The organism is Staphylococcus sp. AtHG25, from assembly GCF_003217445.1.
Taxonomy (GTDB): domain Bacteria; phylum Bacillota; class Bacilli; order Staphylococcales; family Staphylococcaceae; genus Staphylococcus; species Staphylococcus haemolyticus.
Map to the genome: position 1 here is coordinate 86,675 of NZ_QJSN01000003.1, position 16,824 is coordinate 103,498.

At 32.1% G+C, this 16,824-nt stretch carries 16 protein-coding genes; 6 read left to right on the forward strand and 10 right to left on the reverse strand.

Annotated features, from left to right (window positions below):
* Window positions 1-93: 93 nt before the first annotated feature.
* The 3 genes from BDW31_RS03400 to BDW31_RS03410 all read right to left on the reverse strand — a co-directional run bounded on the left by BDW31_RS03400 (window position 94) and on the right by BDW31_RS03410 (window position 2,174).
* Window positions 94-417: a PH domain-containing protein gene (locus BDW31_RS03400; RefSeq protein ID WP_037549846.1), complete on the reverse strand. Its 324-nt coding sequence runs from the start codon at window positions 415-417 to the stop codon at window positions 94-96.
* Between the two features lie 20 nt (window positions 418-437).
* On the reverse strand, window positions 438-1,184 hold the full coding sequence (locus tag BDW31_RS03405; protein WP_258365721.1) for a transcriptional regulator, SarA/Rot family: 747 nt from the start codon (window positions 1,182-1,184) through the stop codon (window positions 438-440).
* A 258-nt stretch (window positions 1,185-1,442) separates the two neighbouring features.
* Window positions 1,443-2,174 (reverse strand): helix-turn-helix transcriptional regulator, encoded by a 732-nt coding sequence (locus BDW31_RS03410; protein ID WP_240570767.1) that lies wholly within the window; start codon window positions 2,172-2,174, stop codon window positions 1,443-1,445.
* Between the two features lie 802 nt (window positions 2,175-2,976).
* On the opposite strand from BDW31_RS03410, the gene BDW31_RS03415 reads away from it, so the two are divergent.
* Window positions 2,977-3,726: a CHAP domain-containing protein gene (locus tag BDW31_RS03415; RefSeq protein WP_053025486.1), complete on the forward strand. Its 750-nt coding sequence runs from the start codon at window positions 2,977-2,979 to the stop codon at window positions 3,724-3,726.
* A gap of 368 nt (window positions 3,727-4,094) precedes the next feature.
* Here BDW31_RS03415 and nhaC read toward each other — a convergent pair whose 3' ends face one another.
* Together nhaC and BDW31_RS03425 are read right to left on the reverse strand one after the other, a co-directional pair.
* On the reverse strand, window positions 4,095-5,501 hold the full coding sequence (gene nhaC, locus BDW31_RS03420) for a Na+/H+ antiporter NhaC (protein ID WP_053025488.1): 1,407 nt from the start codon (window positions 5,499-5,501) through the stop codon (window positions 4,095-4,097).
* Between the two features lie 112 nt (window positions 5,502-5,613).
* A complete protein-coding gene (locus BDW31_RS03425) occupies window positions 5,614-6,684 on the reverse strand; it encodes an NAD/NADP-dependent octopine/nopaline dehydrogenase family protein (protein WP_053025490.1) in 1,071 nt (356 codons plus the stop codon).
* 410 nt (window positions 6,685-7,094) lie between these two features.
* On the opposite strand from BDW31_RS03425, the gene BDW31_RS03430 reads away from it, so the two are divergent.
* The 5 genes from BDW31_RS03430 to BDW31_RS03450 all read left to right on the forward strand — a co-directional run bounded on the left by BDW31_RS03430 (window position 7,095) and on the right by BDW31_RS03450 (window position 10,625).
* A complete protein-coding gene (locus tag BDW31_RS03430) occupies window positions 7,095-7,523 on the forward strand; it encodes a DUF4870 domain-containing protein (protein WP_070860835.1) in 429 nt (142 codons plus the stop codon).
* Window positions 7,524-7,841: 318 nt separating this feature from the next.
* Complete coding sequence (locus tag BDW31_RS03435; protein ID WP_070442455.1) at window positions 7,842-8,489, forward strand: CHAP domain-containing protein; 648 nt, start codon at window positions 7,842-7,844, stop codon at window positions 8,487-8,489.
* Between the two features lie 455 nt (window positions 8,490-8,944).
* The gene (locus BDW31_RS03440; RefSeq protein ID WP_110709162.1) at window positions 8,945-9,274 is read left to right on the forward strand and encodes a DMT family transporter; all 330 of its coding nucleotides are present in this window, start codon (window positions 8,945-8,947) and stop codon (window positions 9,272-9,274) included.
* Between the two features lies 1 nt (window position 9,275).
* Window positions 9,276-9,587, forward strand: coding sequence for a DMT family transporter (locus BDW31_RS03445; protein ID WP_037549867.1), 312 nt, complete (start codon window positions 9,276-9,278; stop codon window positions 9,585-9,587).
* An 81-nt stretch (window positions 9,588-9,668) separates the two neighbouring features.
* The gene (locus tag BDW31_RS03450) at window positions 9,669-10,625 is read left to right on the forward strand and encodes a 2-hydroxyacid dehydrogenase family protein (RefSeq protein WP_110709164.1); all 957 of its coding nucleotides are present in this window, start codon (window positions 9,669-9,671) and stop codon (window positions 10,623-10,625) included.
* 94 nt (window positions 10,626-10,719) lie between these two features.
* Here BDW31_RS03450 and BDW31_RS03455 read toward each other — a convergent pair whose 3' ends face one another.
* From BDW31_RS03455 to fdhF, 5 genes are all read right to left on the reverse strand, one after another.
* On the reverse strand, window positions 10,720-11,844 hold the full coding sequence (locus BDW31_RS03455; protein ID WP_110709166.1) for an FAD-dependent monooxygenase: 1,125 nt from the start codon (window positions 11,842-11,844) through the stop codon (window positions 10,720-10,722).
* Between the two features lie 75 nt (window positions 11,845-11,919).
* Window positions 11,920-12,720: an N-acetylglucosaminidase gene (locus BDW31_RS03460; protein ID WP_110709168.1), complete on the reverse strand. Its 801-nt coding sequence runs from the start codon at window positions 12,718-12,720 to the stop codon at window positions 11,920-11,922.
* Window positions 12,721-12,745: 25 nt separating this feature from the next.
* Window positions 12,746-12,964: a hypothetical protein gene (locus tag BDW31_RS03465; protein ID WP_037549895.1), complete on the reverse strand. Its 219-nt coding sequence runs from the start codon at window positions 12,962-12,964 to the stop codon at window positions 12,746-12,748.
* 280 nt (window positions 12,965-13,244) lie between these two features.
* Window positions 13,245-13,718, reverse strand: a complete 474-nt coding sequence (locus BDW31_RS03470; RefSeq protein ID WP_037535920.1) for a helical membrane plugin domain-containing protein — start codon at window positions 13,716-13,718, stop codon at window positions 13,245-13,247.
* Window positions 13,718-16,672 (reverse strand): formate dehydrogenase subunit alpha, encoded by a 2,955-nt coding sequence (gene fdhF / locus BDW31_RS03475; protein WP_110709169.1) that lies wholly within the window; start codon window positions 16,670-16,672, stop codon window positions 13,718-13,720. The genes BDW31_RS03470 and fdhF overlap by 1 nt, the downstream gene beginning before the upstream one ends.
* Window positions 16,673-16,824: the final 152 nt, after the last annotated feature.

Genomic DNA, 16,824 nt, shown 5'->3' on the forward strand with positions numbered 1-16,824 from the left:
GCCTCAACTAATAGTAATAATAATATAACTATAACAAGCGTTGCTTCCTTTAGAATCATAGTAGCGTATTTTAGGTTTTATTCAACTTTTTGATTATTTAATTTTAGACTCCACATAATCAACGAATGCTTTAACGTCTTTAGTTTTGATTTGTTTCATTGGTACTTTTCCAATATTAAAAGTAAACAAAATACCTGTGCCATTAAAATGTATTTCTTCTATTTCATTATATGGGATATTTCTATAATAGAATTGACCATTCATATCTACATTCATAATTAATCTTTCAGAAGTGGCAATAAATGCTCCTTCAAATTCACTTTGGCCTTGAACATTATACTCAATGACACCTAATACTGAAGGGCCTTTTGACTCTGTTGGAAACAAATCGTTGGGATTCACATTATCTAGAATCATGAATTCATTCTCCTTACATATTATGATATTTTATTGTACTTCATTTCCTCTTGGAACTTATTGTAACATCTAATAAATAATTTATTTGTTTCATATGCTCGTGATTCAATAAATTTTACATTTACAATACGTTCATCTATTGAATTACGATACTTTTCTAAATATCCTTTTTGATAAAGATCATTAATAACCACGTTCATACATATTAAATATCGATATGATATTGCCTGAATTTCTTTTAATGAAATAACTTGTCGACTAGATAGTAACTTACCTAATAAAAACAATTCATCCAAACTCAAATTAGACTCCTTTGCTATATTTCGAACTTTGTAAAGTGCGTCAAAAATGGTTATAACCTGCCCTAATTTATTATAGTGGGCTGTTGTTTCTACTAAATAGTCAAAATTTTTCCCTTTTATCATTTCACTAACTTCCATAAACATAATGTTCAGTTTATCTTGACAGCTATTGGATGGGAGAAATAATATACGTCTTTGGTCATTATCATCACGCAATTTAGTGATCCATCCTAAATGATATAAATGCTCTAAATGATGTCGTAATTGTCTTTTTGAAATGGTTTGATAAGTGATTAACTCATCTATATAAACGCCTTGATGATGAACATGAAAATATTTAATGATTTCATACAATGTTTTTAATTGCTCAAATTTTAATTGGTAACTATACTTTAGCACCTCACCTACCGCTTTCATAAAAACAAGATAAAATAATAATGTTTCTAGCTTATTTTTATTCATCATAGCTATCACCTCATAACACTATTTCAGGATTGGACGGTTAAGAGTTTCCATGCTAATTTGATAACAAATTGTCTAATCATAGCCCCATATTTTAAAACTGCATTTGAAACTATTGAATATATAACTCTATATTTATCCAATCTATTAAAGATAGACATTGACTTGATTTCTTAAATAAACAACATTATCTTTATAATTTATCAATTGAAAGGTCGTGTTTACTTGTACTCAATCATCATGTTTGACTTATATCTATTATTATTCAGTTGAACTGTAATTATCTTTTACTTCAGCAATTAATAATTGTGTTTCTTCATCTAATGGTATTTCTGATTGATTAAATGATTGATATTGGTGCGATTGATTCTTAGTTCTGATTTGACCAGGTGTGGTGCCGTATTTTTTATTAAATAAAGCAATGAAATGTGGAAAATGGTTGAATCCATGCTTATATGCAATATCTTGTATTAAATGATTACTTTTTAAAATGTCTATCAAACATAATTTTAATCTAACATCATTAATATATTGTGTAATATTATGATAAGGCGTGTGATACTTGATGACTTTACTAAGTTCCTTGGCTGACATATTGAGTGCATTAGCCATATCTTGGCGACTTATCTTATTACTGTGATGTTTAATAATATACTTATGTACTTTGTCAACTAAGGCATTATCTAGTTTGTAATGAGTGCGTTGATTTCTCTGCAAGTATCCTAATTCTACACATAAGTGTTTTACCAGCTTATCTTTTATTTGTAATTTATCTGACTTACTACTTTCAAAATCAAGTAAATTTAAAATAAAGGGTTCTAATTGTTTTCTTTCAATAGAAGGAAATTTATATCCATTAGACTTAATATAATCATCAGCATATTTCAAATAATCTTTGAATGCTATTTCAATACTAGCGATAATTGCTCCATCCTCATTCTCAATCGAGTAAATATCATTTAACATTACAAATAATAAATCTCTCTCTTTCATTTGAAATTTCTTTAAATTTAAAATTACTCTCCCTGACCCCTTTAGCCAATAGATTAATTTAATATTTGATTCCTTTTGACTACTTATCTTTATATTTTTTAAAAGCTTTACCGAAAAGTTATCAATCATACGAACGTCCTTTCACTTTATAATATATAAAGATATGACATAAACAGAAATAATAAATTATCCCCCATAACGCTAATAACTATTGCTGCATTAATAACGATTTTCTAATTAAACGCTTTTTTGAATGCCTATCTTCATTTATAATTGTATGTTTTATTTCGGTATTAGCAGTAGCAAACTTTTAACCAATTATATCATTTTATTATCTTATATAAATGTTTTTGTATATTTTTTATAATGTTTTTATGAATAATCCCTAATAAGAGCTTCTTTTATAGCATTTCAGAGTAATAATACAATTTAATTAATAGATCTTTTGTATATATATAATTTTAAAACAATACAAAAGTAATGAATTCTATTAATTTTATATCAAATTAATTTTTGCTGTTACTTTACAAAAATGTTACAAGAAAATGAGTATCTTTTTCATATATTTTTTTAAACACTGTTATGACAACGTTTTTTAATATTACAAAAAATTACTTATTGTATTTAACTCAACACTATTTATTAGCAAAAAATTACAAAATGATAACAACGCACACAAAATGATTTTTTTCTGATAAAGTATGTCTTGTCGTTAAGAAACTTATTAAAAACTGGACTCAAGGGTCATCAAATGACTATTAAATATAAAATATTAATTTAATTCTCAGGAGGAAATTTTACAATGAAAAAAATCGCTACAGCTACAATCGCTACTGCAGGAGTTGCAACTATCGCTATCGCTGGACATGGTCATGAGGCACATGCAGCAGAACAAGGATATAACCCAAATGATCCAACTTCATACAGCTACTCTTACACTATCGACCAACAAGGTAACTATCATTACACTTGGAAAGGTAACTGGAGCCCAAATCAAGTAAATCACTCTAGTCAATCTAATTATTCATACAACAACTATTCATATAATTACAATAACTATAATAACTACAACAACTACAGCAATAACACTCAATCATATAGTGCAAATAATCAACAAACTGGTGGTTTAGGTGCTAGTTACTCAACTTCAGATCGTAACATTAAAGTAACTACAACTACTGCTCCATCATCACAATCAACTGGCGTTTCAATTTCAAGAACTTCAAGTTCAGGTAGTAACTTATATACTGCTGGTCAATGTACATATTATGTATTTGATAGAGTTGGCGGTAAAATCGGTTCAACTTGGGGAAATGCTAATAACTGGGCAAGCGCTGCAGCTGCTTCAAGTTACACAGTAAACAATTCACCATCAGCTGGTGCTATTTTACAAACTTCACAAGGTGCATATGGTCACGTAGCATTCGTTGAAAGTGTTGGTAGTGACGGTTCAGTTACAGTATCAGAAATGAACTATGGTCATGGTGCTGGTGTTGTTACTTCACGTACTATTTCAGCTAGCCAAGCTGCTTCATATAACTACATTCACTAATTTTATTAATAAGTATAAAAGCGATCCATTTTTGGATCGCTTTTTTGCGCTTACTTTCAGACTCAAAGATATATACATTAAACAACATGCATCTCCACTAGTTTAAAAATCTTATTATGAGATATAAATATCATCCTGCCGTATAATTAAAAACAAAAAAGATTGGAAAGTAATAATCAATACTTTCCAATCTTAATCTATTTCGAACAAATTCATTCTTTCTTGATTTGTTATATCTATTACTACATAATTGTTGATAATAAATTCGTTTGTCCATCGTTCATGGATCCAATTCTCGCTACAAAAATATCTATGTAACGTTTTAACATACTTAAATACATCCTTTTCACAAATGATTAAACATATTTTCACGAATTTTTTACATAACTTTTGTTATCTAATTTTCTAATACCAATTCCAGTAAAGCCGTAAATAATTGCTAATACTGCACACAAGTAGCATGGAACTGTCCAAATAAAGAATTGATCTACTGATACTCCCAGTTGTTGTGTGTAGTATATGCCTGAAGTTCCCCATGGTATTAACGGCAACACCATCGTACTTGAATCTTCTAAAGTTCTTGATAAATTTGATTTATCTAAATTCCTACTAACAAACATGTCTTTCATTAAGACACCCACCATAATAATTACTATAGATGCTACACCAGCTGCAAATACTAACATTAAACAGCAAATGACTGTTATTAAGATAAGCGTTCCTACTGAATGTATACCTTTAGAAACCGTTTTTAACATGACATCTAAACATCCCGATACTTCAACAATACCTGCAAATGCATACCCACAAAATATTGTCACTAGTATTTCTGTCATACTCATCATTCCACCTTGTTCTAATAGCGATGTTGCATTGGTAGAAAGATTGGAATGTCCAGTCATCGCAGGTGTAAATCCATTAAACATAGCTTTAAAACCATCAACTATATTAAAATGATTATTTAATGTTCCAATAATAACTGCACTTAAACTTGATGCTAACATAGATGGTACAGTAGATACGTTACAAACTAAACATATGATTATGACTAATAACGGCACCCACACCCAAATATTTATATTATAGATACCATCAAGTTCATTCAGTAACTTATTAATTTGTTTCGTATTCACTGACCCTTTTGAAGTTAACCCTGCAAAGAACCAAACTATTAGTCCAATAATTGAAGCAGGTATCGTTGTCCACATCATTGATCTGATATGAGAAAAGATATTTACCTTAGTTACTAAAGCAGCTAAGTTAGTTGTATCTGATAATGGTGACATTTTATCACCAAAGACCGCACCTGCAATAATAGCACCTGCTGCCATACCCATATCGATATTCAACTGATGCGCAATTGATATCAACGCAATACCAGCTGTTGAAGCTGATCCCCAGGCTGTCCCAGTAGCTAAACTACTAATAGCTGATATTAAAAAGGCAGAAACTAAAAAGTAATGTGGATTTAAAAACTTTAGACCGTAGTATATTAAAGCTGGAACAGTTCCAGAATACATCCAACTTCCAACTATTATACCTACAGCTAGTATAATAAATATTGCAGGCATAGCCGTCGTTAATCTTCGTGTAATTCCCTCTTCTAAATCTTTCCATTTTAAGCCTACTCGCCAAGCTATCAAAGCTGCATATGCAGATGATATGAGTAACAGTACCTGAATGGGAATATTAAATTTTATAAAGCCTATTGTCACGACAATAACCATAACGATAATTGTAGATATTGCTTCCAAAAATGATGGCTGTCTTTTCATACATATTCCTCTTTTCCTTTTAGTTAATTACCTCTTTTCATAGTTAGATGTGCATTTAATCATAAATAGAATGTTAATTAAAGATTCATTTTTAGTAATCTAAATTTGTTAATTATTCTAAACCAAGTTTTTCTAAACCAAGTTCTTCTACTTTTAGACCTTCATCGAAAAAGTCACGTTCTAAAATTGTTGATGCAATCATGATAACAGCATCTATATTAGGCGTTTCAACATCAATTGCACGCCCTAAACTTGACCATAGTACTAGTCCATATGCAATATCTTCAGTTAAATAACGATTTTGTACTGAATTAGGCCCTGGTATTTGAGAAAACACAGGACTTGTATTAAATAAACGATTTAATGGTTCATCTTCGTCTTTACGTTCTAAATAGCCTCTTTGAATACGTGCTTCTTTGGCTGTTAAAAGTTCAAATCCTAATTTACGCCCTAGTGTTAAACGTTCCAATTCAATTGCATGTAATAATCTTACTGTGTGCTTCGTAATACCTTCTTTATAGAGGGCAAATGAATCAGCATAATCAATTCTTCCTACATTTAATAACGTTGGACCAGGATGAACCTCTGGGTTTCCGTTTTCTAAATTTGTCTTCCATAGATTTTCTTCTTTAACAAGATACGGATATATTTGACTTACTTTTTCAAAGCTGTCACTAAGTTCCTTCTTATTATATGTAGAAAAGAATACTTTACGTACATTCAATGATAAGTCTACGCGTGCATTTTCAAAGTCAACGCGCGTACCGTAAGTAAGTGTATTAGCTTCAGCAAACTTCGGCTCTACCTCAATATGTTTATCTTCAAGTACGTTAATAAATCGAATTGACGCCATGGCAGCTGCAATATTGAAGAAAATAAGTTGATCACTTGTTACATGCTCAGCCATAATTTCCGCATAGTATTCAATATATGATGATGGAATGATAACTTGAATTATCTCAGCATCTTTCAATACATATTCAATGTCATCACTTATGTCTGTAAATGGTACAAATGATTCTGTACCTTCATTATTAAAATCAAATCCACCCTTTTCTAATGCGTTATTAAATTTTTTAATGGATGAATTTCGACAATATAATTTCACATCATGTCCTTGATTTACCATATCTACTGCCGCTGTAACTGCACCGTTACCTGATCCTACTACCGCTATTTTCATAGTTATAACTTCCTTTCTTAATCAAATCAGCGTCTCTGCTTTTCATTTAAAAAATTAAGGGAGCAGGTCAGAAATCTAATAAATGTAAATAGATTTCTTCATATCCTCAAATACAACCATTTATTAAAATGATCATATTTAAGTCCCGCTCCCGGGCAAAGTTGGCTAGAATAAAAATATATCTTAAATCAACATTATTTCTATTCAGTCAGCTAATGCCAAATCCTAATAATGAGTTTTACTAATATCATTAGTAATCAATTTTTATACAACGCTAAACTATATCCTATTTTTCAAAAATTAAACACAACTCAATTATTTATATTAATTTTAAAATTAACTAATCTTTTTTAAGTAACTTTGTTATATTAATTATGAAACATAACTTTTTAATTGAGAGGAGTATTATTATGTCGGATTATTATGATCAATCACAAGACTCTATGGTAAAGAGAGATAATGAAGATGATGCCCGATTAATGTCTATGTTAATTTTCCTATTGGGGTTCTTCACTTCTGTAATAGGTCCAATTATTATTTGGGCTATCAAGCGTAATGAATCACGATTAGTTGATAAAGCTGGAAAGAATTACTTCAACATGCTTATTTCTTATTTAATTTGGAACTTTGTTGTTGGTATATGTATGGTACCTGTATTTTTCATATATATAGTTAATAATGAAGCAGCGATCATTATCGCTACAATATTATTATTTGTTCTTTCATTACTATTAATTGTACTTACTATCCTATATGTAGTTTTTCATATCGTTGCATGCGTTAAATATTTTGGTGGAAAAGAGTATGTAGTGCCTTTATCAATTCGTTTCTTCAAATAAGTTGTACAGCATCTAATATTACAAAGGGTTGTAACAATAATCATTTGTTAACACTAACTAAATATAAGATTGATGTAGTATACATGCATAATTCAAGCTATATTACAGTACGTAACCTTGAACTACTCTTTATTACGGAGTTGTTCAAGGTTTTTGTATTTCATTTACGAAATCGTAACATTGCACACAGTGCTAATAGAATCTGATAAAGTATGACATGTCGTTGGGAGCGACAAAAAAATACAAATTCAAAGTCTATTCAACATATCGCTATTTTCAACCTATTGTTGAATACAAATTTTGGGAGGACTTTTTACTATGAAAAAAATTATTACAATTTCAACTTTAACAGCAGGCATTGGTGTATCAGCATTAGGATTAAATGCTAACCATGCAGATGCTGCAGAATATATTCACAATTCAACACCACAACATAATCAATTCGGACAACAAAGTCCACATGGTCAAAATATGCAATTTAGTCATCAACAAGGACAAGGTTATCAACAGCCTCAATTTAAACAACAATCTTTCAACTATAATCAAAGCACTACAACTTCAACAACATCAGATGGAAGTTCGTCATCTAGTAGTTCTTCTACAACTACGTCTTCTTCAACTCAAACTACATCTTCTACATCAGGTAATTTATACACAGCCGGCCAATGTACTTGGTATGTATATGACAGAGTTGGTGGTAAAATCGGTAGTACTTGGGGAAATGCTAATAACTGGGCGAGTGTAGCATCAGCAGCAGGGTACACTGTAAATAATACTCCAGAAAAAGGTTCAATTCTTCAAACATCTGAAGGTTCTTATGGACATGTTGCGTATGTAGAAAGTGTTGGTAGCGATGGTTCAGTAACTGTTTCTGAAATGAATTATTCTGGTGGACCATATGTCAAAGATACACGTACAATTTCAGCTAGCCAAGCTAGTTCTTATAACTACATCCATTTATCATAATTTTAAATAAAGCTTAAATGATGCTAATCATAAATATAGGATAACATTATACTATAGAGCTGCATTGTAAATTCACAGTAGCTAAATGGTTGAAAAGTCGCTTTAAATCAAGCTTTCTCAATTCTAATCATTCATGTAGGACTAGAGGCTGGGACAATATAAAATGTCTCAGCCTACTTTATCATTTTGTCAGTAGCTAACTGATTTGAAAATGCGCTTGAATCAAGCTTTTTTCAAACCTAGTCATCCTTGCCTGGTAGGCGGGGCCCCAGCAAAGAGAATTTCCTAAAGAAATTCTACAAGCTAAGCAAGCTGGGGATACAACGAAATAAATTTTGAGAAAATATTATTTCTGTCCCAATCCGAAGTCCTTTTTAAGTTTTACAAATTGAATAAAAAGTAACGCTATGAGAGAATAAGCATATTAGTCTTTATTTTATAAGGAGTGTGAAGGTATGCAATGGCTTAAAGTCATCTTAGCTGGCATTATTGAAGTTATTTGGGTAATTGGATTAAATAATGCCCATAATTTTGCAACTTGGTTATTTACATTAGTTTTTATTGCACTAAGCTTCTACTTGATGATTTCCGCCTCTAAACAACTTCCAGTCAGTACAGTTTATGCAGTATTTGTGGGAATAGGAGCTGCTGGTACAGTTATTGCAGATATGCTTTTCTTTGGAGAACCTTTTACAAAAATGAAAGTTGTATTACTGCTTCTGTTATTAGTTGGCATTATTGGACTTAAACTGTCAACGTATGACTCACCTAAGGGAGGAATGTAATATGTCATGGCTATATTTACTCATTGCAGGATTATTAGAGGTACTTGGTGTCATATGGTTAAACCAATATGCACGCTCAAAACAAAAATTTTATATTGTTTTAATGGCAATTACGTTTATTTTTAGTTTTAGTGTATTAAAATTAGCTATGACAACAATTCCAATGGGAACAGCATATGCTATATGGACTGGTATTGGCACAGCTGGAGGAGCTATTGTAGGAATGTTATTTTACAAAGAATCAACACATTTTAGCCGTATCATTTTTATTTTCTTGATACTCTTCTCTGTAATCGGCCTTAAAATGATTTAATAAAATTGTATGAATTACATTTGTATACGTTTTCTCCTTTTATTATACTTAAAGAGAGATTATTGATAAGGAGTGAGTTTAATGGTAAAAGTTTATATAGCAGGTGCAATTCCAGAAGTAGGATTAAATTTACTTAAAGAACACTTTGAAGTAGAAATGTATGAATGTGAAGGCATTATTGATAAAGAAACACTAATGGAAGGTGTCAAAGATGCTTCTGCGCTTATAAGCATTCTATCTACGAATGTTGATCAGGAAGTGATTGATAGTGCAAGTAACCTTAAAATCATTGCAAACTATGGTGCTGGCTTTAATAATGTGGATGTTAAATATGCACGTGAAAAAGATATTGATGTAACAAATACACCTAAAGCATCAACAGCCTCAACTGCTGAATTAACTTTCGGACTCGTTTTAGCAGTTGCGCGTCGCATAGTTGAAGGAGATAAATTATCTCGAACACAAGGTTTTGATGGATGGGCACCTTTATTCTTTAGAGGTCGTGAAGTGTCTGGCAAAACGATTGGCATAATCGGTTTAGGTGAAATTGGTAGTGCAGTAGCTAAGCGTGCTAAAGCTTTTGATATGGATATCTTATATACTGGTCCTCACCAAAAGAAAGAAAAAGAACGTGAAATTGGTGCAAAATATGTAGATCTAAATACCTTACTTGAAAATGCTGACTTCATCACAATCAATGCTGCTTATAATCCTGATTTACATCACATGATTGATACCGAACAATTTAAACTGATGAAATCCACAGCCTATTTAATTAATGCAGGTCGCGGTCCAATAGTTAATGAAGAAGCTTTAGTAAAAGCTTTAGAAGACAAAGAAATTGAAGGTGCTGCATTAGATGTATATGAATTTGAACCTGAAATTACAGAAGGTTTGAAATCACTAGATAATGTAGTTATCACACCTCATATTGGTAACGCAACATATGAAGCAAGAGATATGATGTCTAAAATCGTCGCAAATGATACGATTAAAAAGTTAAATGGTGAAACTCCACAGTTTATAGTTAATAAATAATTTATAATGTAAAAAAGACGGAAACTGAAAGAGACTACGAAGCATATTAATCATTAACTTATATGCTTAATTAGTCTTCAGTATCCGTCTTATTTTATTTATGCTTCGCTTTATACAGGAATTTAGTTTGTCCACTTAACAAACGTTTAGGTGTTCGTTTCATAACACTATTACGTAATGAAATAGCAAACGTTTTATCTTTTTGCGCTATTTTACCAATTTTTCTTGAGCGTTTGATAACTTTTGCAGTATGTTTAACTCTTAATTTATCATAACGTTTTAATGCTTTTTCTAAATCATATTCTTCTAAACAATTAACTAGTACAATCGCATCTTCCATAGCTTGTCCAGCACCTTGACCCATATTAGGCGTCGTTGCATGCGCTGCATCCCCTAACAATAGAATATGTTGATTTACAAATGATTTGAGTGGTTTCATATCATATAAATCATGCTTCAGAATACCTGTTTCACTTTGCTTATCTAAAATTTGTCGTACTGGTTCAGGATAATTATTAAAATATGCTTGTAGATGTGGTTTTTCAAACGATTGATATTTGGGATCCCTTTCAGACGCATTCATTGTGATAAACCAATAAGCTCGGTTGTTAATAAGTGGCACTATCCCTACTCGACCTCGTTTACCCCAATATTCACTAGCAATATCAATGTTATGTAGATCAGCATCATCCACTAAGCCACGAAAACACGTATACCCTTGATAAAGTATCTTCGCATTCGGATGAATAGCTTGTCTGACAACAGAATGAAGCCCGTCCGCACCTATACATAAATCAAAACTTTGACTTGCATGATTTGAAAAGTGAACCATCGTATGTTGTTCAACGTTTTCAACCTTAATAACATCATGGTCTGTATAAATGCATTGAGGATTAACATAAGATTGTATCAATTCAATCAAAGTTTGTCGCGCTAATGTTACATTCAACGTAGCCTCTTTTAATTTTACTGCAGACAAAGTATTTCCTTTATCATCTAGTACATTCATTGCAGATAAGTTCTGGCCAGCATTTTTAATTCCTTTAGATAGGTCATGTTTACCTAATTTCTTGATAACATTATCACCAATTCCTATACCTGCACCAACTTCACTTATATTTGATTGTCTTTCAAATATAGAAACGTCATGTCCTTTTTCTGAAAGAAGTGCGCCAGCGGTTAAACCACCTATACCTGCACCTATTATTGCAATTTTCATTTATTTACACCTCAATATTAAATTCACCTAAATTTTATCTTAACAGTATGTTGCAGTTGCAACTTATATTGTATATCACTCTATTAGCCAATCAGTTTTGGAGGCATAGAAGTTCTTACGTACCTCATCTTTTTTTATACCAAATTGGTCATAATATGCTTGCATATACTTTGCTATTTTATCTGCCCATAAAATATCGCTTGCATACTGATGTTGGCCTGGACTTTTAGGATTCCACCTCATTTGATACAGCGTAATTTGATCATTATCAAAATAATTCGTTCTAATAAATTTAGCTCCACCAAGTATCGCTTTTCGTGGTGAAGTCCATGATGCTTCCTTAGCGTAACTCTTACCTGTATGAATAGCATTTTCATCGAAAGCACCGACTCCAAAAAAGTTGTAATAACGATTGTTACCTTCTTTAATACCACTGGCAAGTTTAGAGTTACCATTAGCAGTCTCCACACGTGCATGGCTTATTAAATAAATAATATTGACTTGATATTTGTCTTGAGCCTCTTTAAAAGCATCAGCTTGATTTTCAAGAATACCATTCCCTTGTAACATCTTTTTGACTTCTTGTTTTGACATAGGAACTTGTTGTGAAATATCCATGTATTTTAACTTATTATCGTCTCGAGTAATGCGCATTGCCCTCTCTATTTCTCGGCTATTTGCATTTACAAACTCACCATCTCTGTCTACTGTATTCAATACACTCGAATCTGTTTGTTTCTGAATTGCTTCTTGAAAGCTATAGTTGCGATCATTGTCCAACAGTTCTGAGTGATTAATTATTAATAATACTATGAAGACAATGATAATAATAAGCAACAGTAAGAATGGTAAACGTAAATGATTTAATTGCTTCATGTAGATGACAATCCTTTATAGCTATTTAAGATAAATAAAAATAAGTACTTATAATAACAATTAAGACTATAGCAAATGATATGTTGATGACTATCTTCATGCCAGTTCGATCTCGAAAAAGCACGTTAAATATAACTAAACTAATTGCTAATGACACAGCGAACATTGAAATCGCTAACACCATTTGCATCATAATTAAAAAAATAATTCCTAAAACAATAAAGACATTAGAAATAACTGTCATAATTTTAATCGCGTTTGGATGAATTGTTCTCACCCCTTCTTTAGTAATAATATATACTACACCTTACCATAATTTATGTAGAAAGTACTTATAAATCTTATTAAATAATGAAAGAAAGGAGCGAGACAGAATTCGATTTGAATTCATTATCCCACCCCTAAGGATGACTTGAACTAAGTAAGTTTAGTATAAGTGCCTTCTCAATTCAGTCATCTACTGCATATTTACTTTGTAGCCTTTGATTATTTAATTTGTACCAATCTTTTTATACATTAATGTATTATTTATCTTCTCTAGACATCCCTTTAAGCAAATTGAGCATATAAGTTAAGCTACGATTCATATCATCGTCTTTGAGTACGCCCATTAGACTACGAATACTTGTTTTAGCATTAGGATTTGCTTGATTTGCAACGTGCAATCCTTTATTTAATTTATTTAAGAATTGGCTTAACTCTTGAACATTAAGCTCACCTAACATAAAGACCATTGGTGCTAAATTTGTAATTAGACCCGCATATAAATCTTTGTTAAGTTCTGTCATAAATTTATTGATTATGACTTGACGTCCTCTAATGCCACCGTTCATTAAATCAAGAATTTTAGCTTCATCTAATGCTTTTACTAAACGTATTGCTTTTAAAATACTATCTTTATTTTCTGCAATAGCATCTGTTACTTCATTGATACTCTCGATTTTAATTTGTTCTTCTGATTTCTCTAAACGTTTAATTTTAGTTATTCTTTCAGCCATTATTTATCCACCACATTTCCTGGGAAAACATAGTCAGGACGTTCCCATTTTTTCTGTACTTGGACACTATATTGCGGGTTACGTTTTTTATCGACACGGAAGTTTGTTGGGTTTAATGGTGATTTACCTTTACGAGTCAATACTTCCATGCGACAACTAGTTCGTTTATAAGATGGCGTATCTGTATATTTATCTACATCACTATTAGTTAATTTATTGATAGCACCTAAATCACCATTTGACATTGCATCATTATTTAAAGGAATATAAATTTCTCTGTCTTTAACTCGATCAGTTACAGTTGCAATTAATGTTGCTTCACCTGTTTCTGAAATCAATCGTAATTCTGCACCTTCATGAATATCACGATCTTTAGCTAGCTCTGGAGAAATTTCTACAAATGCATTTGGCACTTTATACTTAATCATTTCAGTTTGATAAGTCATATTACCTTCATGGAAATGCTCTAGTAAACGACCGTTATTTACATGCAGGTCATAAACTTCATCTTCTTTAAAGAAATTGTCAAATGTTAATGGGAATAACTTAGCACGACTATTTTCAAAGTTAAAGCCATCCATATATAATGTTGGCTGGTCTGTACCATCTGGTGCTACAGGCCATTGAAGACTATTGAAACCTTGTAATCGTTCATAATTTACACCTGAATATGATGGTGTTAATCGTGCAATTTCATCCATGATTTCACTTGGATGTTTGTAATTCCAATCTGCGCCCATGCGTTGTGCTATTAATTGGAAGATTTCCCAGTCTGGTTTAGAATCGCCTAGCGGTTGTAATGCTTTATTAATACGTTGAATTCGGCGTTCTGTATTCGTGAATGTACCATCTTTTTCTAATGATGGACTAGCTGGTAAGACGACATCTGCATATGTTGCTGTGAAAGTTAGGAACTCATCTTGAACAACTAAGAAGTCTACTTTTTCCAATGCAGATTGAACAAAATTAATATTAGAATCAACAATACCTGTATCTTCACCGTATAAGTATAATGACTGAATATCTCCATTATGGATACCTTCCATCATTTGGTGATTATCGCGTCCAGGTGTTGGATTTAATTCTACACCATATTCTTTTTCAAATTTTGCTCTCACTTCATCATCAGCTACTTTTTGATAACCTGGGAATTGATCTGGCATACTTCCCATATCACTTGCGCCTTGTACATTATTGTGACCACGTAATGGATAAGCACCTGAACCTGGTTTTCTATAGTTACCTGTCACGAGCAATAAGTTTGAGATAGCTGTACTTGTATCACTACCGATGTCTTGTTGTGTAACACCCATTGCCCAACAAATTGACATTGATTCAGCTTTTGCAGCTTCTTCTGCAAAGCTAATGATTTGTTCTTTAGGAATACCTGTTGTTTCTTCTGCAAAATCCATAGTGAACAATTCTAATGATTTATAGTAATCTTCATAATTATCGACCCAATCATTCAAGAAAGCTTTATCGTGTAAATCGTTGTCAATGATATATTTAGTAGCTGCACCTAACCAAACTAAATCAGTTCCTGGCTTAGGTTGATAGAATGCATCTGCACGCTCAGCCATTTCATGTTTTCTAATATCGAATACATGCATCTTTTGTCCGAATAACTTTTGTGCACGTTTCATTCTAGATGCAATAACTGGATGCGCTTCAGCTGTATTTGTACCGATTAGAACAGTCATAGCAGCTCTCTCAAGGTCTTCAATTGAACCAGAGTCACCACCGTGACCAACAGTTCTAAATAGACCTTTCGTTGCTGGTGCTTGGCAATATCTTGAACAGTTATCAACGTTGTTAGATCCAAAGACTTGTCGTGAAAGTTTTTGCATTAAATATGATTCTTCATTAGTACCTTTAGAAGATGCGATAAATGCTAAATGATCGCCACCATATTCATTTTTGATTCGCTTAAAGTTAGTTTCAATAACATCTAAAGCTTCATCCCATTCAACTTCATGGAATTCTCCATCTTTTCTAACTAGAGGTTTCGTTAAACGTTGGTCTGAGTTAATGTGACCCCAAGAGAATTTACCTTTAACACATGTAGCAATTTTGTTTGCTGGAGAATCATGTGATGGTTGAACTTTTAGCACTTCTCTGTCTTTAGTCCATACATCAAATGAACAACCTACACCACAATATGTACAAACTGTTTTCGTTTTCTTAATGCGTTCTTTACGCATTTCCGCTTCTGAATCAGAAACTGCAAATAGTAATCCATCACCTGGTTCAGCCTTTTTAGTTAAATCTATCATTGCAGCAAGTGAACCTGGTTCAGTATCTGTCATGTAACCAGCATTACCTTCCATATTCACTTCCATCATGGCATTACAAGGACATACAGTTGCACATTGTCCACACGATACACATGATGATTCATTAATAGGAACATCATTATCCCAGATAACTCTAGGATGCTCACGATTCCAATCAATTGAAATTGTTTCATTTACTTCGATATCCTGACACGCTTCTACACAACGACCACAAAGAATACATTGGTCTGGGTCATATCGATAGAATGGACCATAGTCTTTTTCATATGGTTTCGTTTTGTATTCGTATGATTGTTCTTCTAATCCCCATGCGTCCATAGCGTTATGTATTTCACAATCACCGTTATTGTAATCACATACTGTACAATACAGCATATGTTTTTCTAAAATGCGATCTAAAGCTTCCTTTTGGCTAGCTTTAACATCATTATTCTGAGTATTAACTGTCATGGGTCGATCTACAACAGTACTACACGCACGTTCAATTTTGTCATCAATTTCAACCATACATGTATCACATGTTTGAATTGGTCCCATTGATTCGTTATAACAAATTGAAGGTACGAAAGTATCACGAGATTTTATAAACTCGAGTAAACTTGTTCCAGGTTCTACAAGATAATCTGTGCCATCAAGCGTGACGATTAAATGTTCTTGCATACTTTCCACCCCACCTATATAAATTTTCCGTAAAATGGCTTTGGCTACTTAACTATTCCATTTCAATACCCCACATATATTGAACATAGAATTACATTAATTGTATTACTTATTTCATTAAATGTTAAGCGTTTCATAAATTTTTGCAATTT

Excerpts from the sequence above, each read along its gene's own strand:
- BDW31_RS03400 (WP_037549846.1), bottom strand. The coding sequence starts at position 417 with ATGATTCTAGATAATGTGAATCCCAACGATTTGTTTCCAACAGAGTCA.
- BDW31_RS03405 (WP_258365721.1), bottom strand. The coding sequence starts at position 1,184 with ATGATGAATAAAAATAAGCTAGAAACATTATTATTTTATCTTGTTTTT.
- BDW31_RS03410 (WP_240570767.1), bottom strand. The coding sequence starts at position 2,174 with ATGAAAGAGAGAGATTTATTATTTGTAATGTTAAATGATATTTACTCG.
- BDW31_RS03415 (WP_053025486.1), top strand. The coding sequence starts at position 2,977 with ATGAAAAAAATCGCTACAGCTACAATCGCTACTGCAGGAGTTGCAACT.
- nhaC (WP_053025488.1), bottom strand. The coding sequence starts at position 5,501 with ATGAAAAGACAGCCATCATTTTTGGAAGCAATATCTACAATTATCGTT.
- BDW31_RS03425 (WP_053025490.1), bottom strand. The coding sequence starts at position 6,684 with ATGAAAATAGCGGTAGTAGGATCAGGTAACGGTGCAGTTACAGCGGCA.
- BDW31_RS03430 (WP_070860835.1), top strand. The coding sequence starts at position 7,095 with ATGTCGGATTATTATGATCAATCACAAGACTCTATGGTAAAGAGAGAT.
- BDW31_RS03435 (WP_070442455.1), top strand. The coding sequence starts at position 7,842 with ATGAAAAAAATTATTACAATTTCAACTTTAACAGCAGGCATTGGTGTA.
- BDW31_RS03440 (WP_110709162.1), top strand. The coding sequence starts at position 8,945 with ATGCAATGGCTTAAAGTCATCTTAGCTGGCATTATTGAAGTTATTTGG.
- BDW31_RS03445 (WP_037549867.1), top strand. The coding sequence starts at position 9,276 with ATGTCATGGCTATATTTACTCATTGCAGGATTATTAGAGGTACTTGGT.
- BDW31_RS03450 (WP_110709164.1), top strand. The coding sequence starts at position 9,669 with ATGGTAAAAGTTTATATAGCAGGTGCAATTCCAGAAGTAGGATTAAAT.
- BDW31_RS03455 (WP_110709166.1), bottom strand. The coding sequence starts at position 11,844 with ATGAAAATTGCAATAATAGGTGCAGGTATAGGTGGTTTAACCGCTGGC.
- BDW31_RS03460 (WP_110709168.1), bottom strand. The coding sequence starts at position 12,720 with ATGAAGCAATTAAATCATTTACGTTTACCATTCTTACTGTTGCTTATT.
- BDW31_RS03465 (WP_037549895.1), bottom strand. The coding sequence starts at position 12,964 with ATGACAGTTATTTCTAATGTCTTTATTGTTTTAGGAATTATTTTTTTA.
- BDW31_RS03470 (WP_037535920.1), bottom strand. The coding sequence starts at position 13,718 with ATGGCTGAAAGAATAACTAAAATTAAACGTTTAGAGAAATCAGAAGAA.
- fdhF (WP_110709169.1), bottom strand. The coding sequence starts at position 16,672 with ATGCAAGAACATTTAATCGTCACGCTTGATGGCACAGATTATCTTGTA.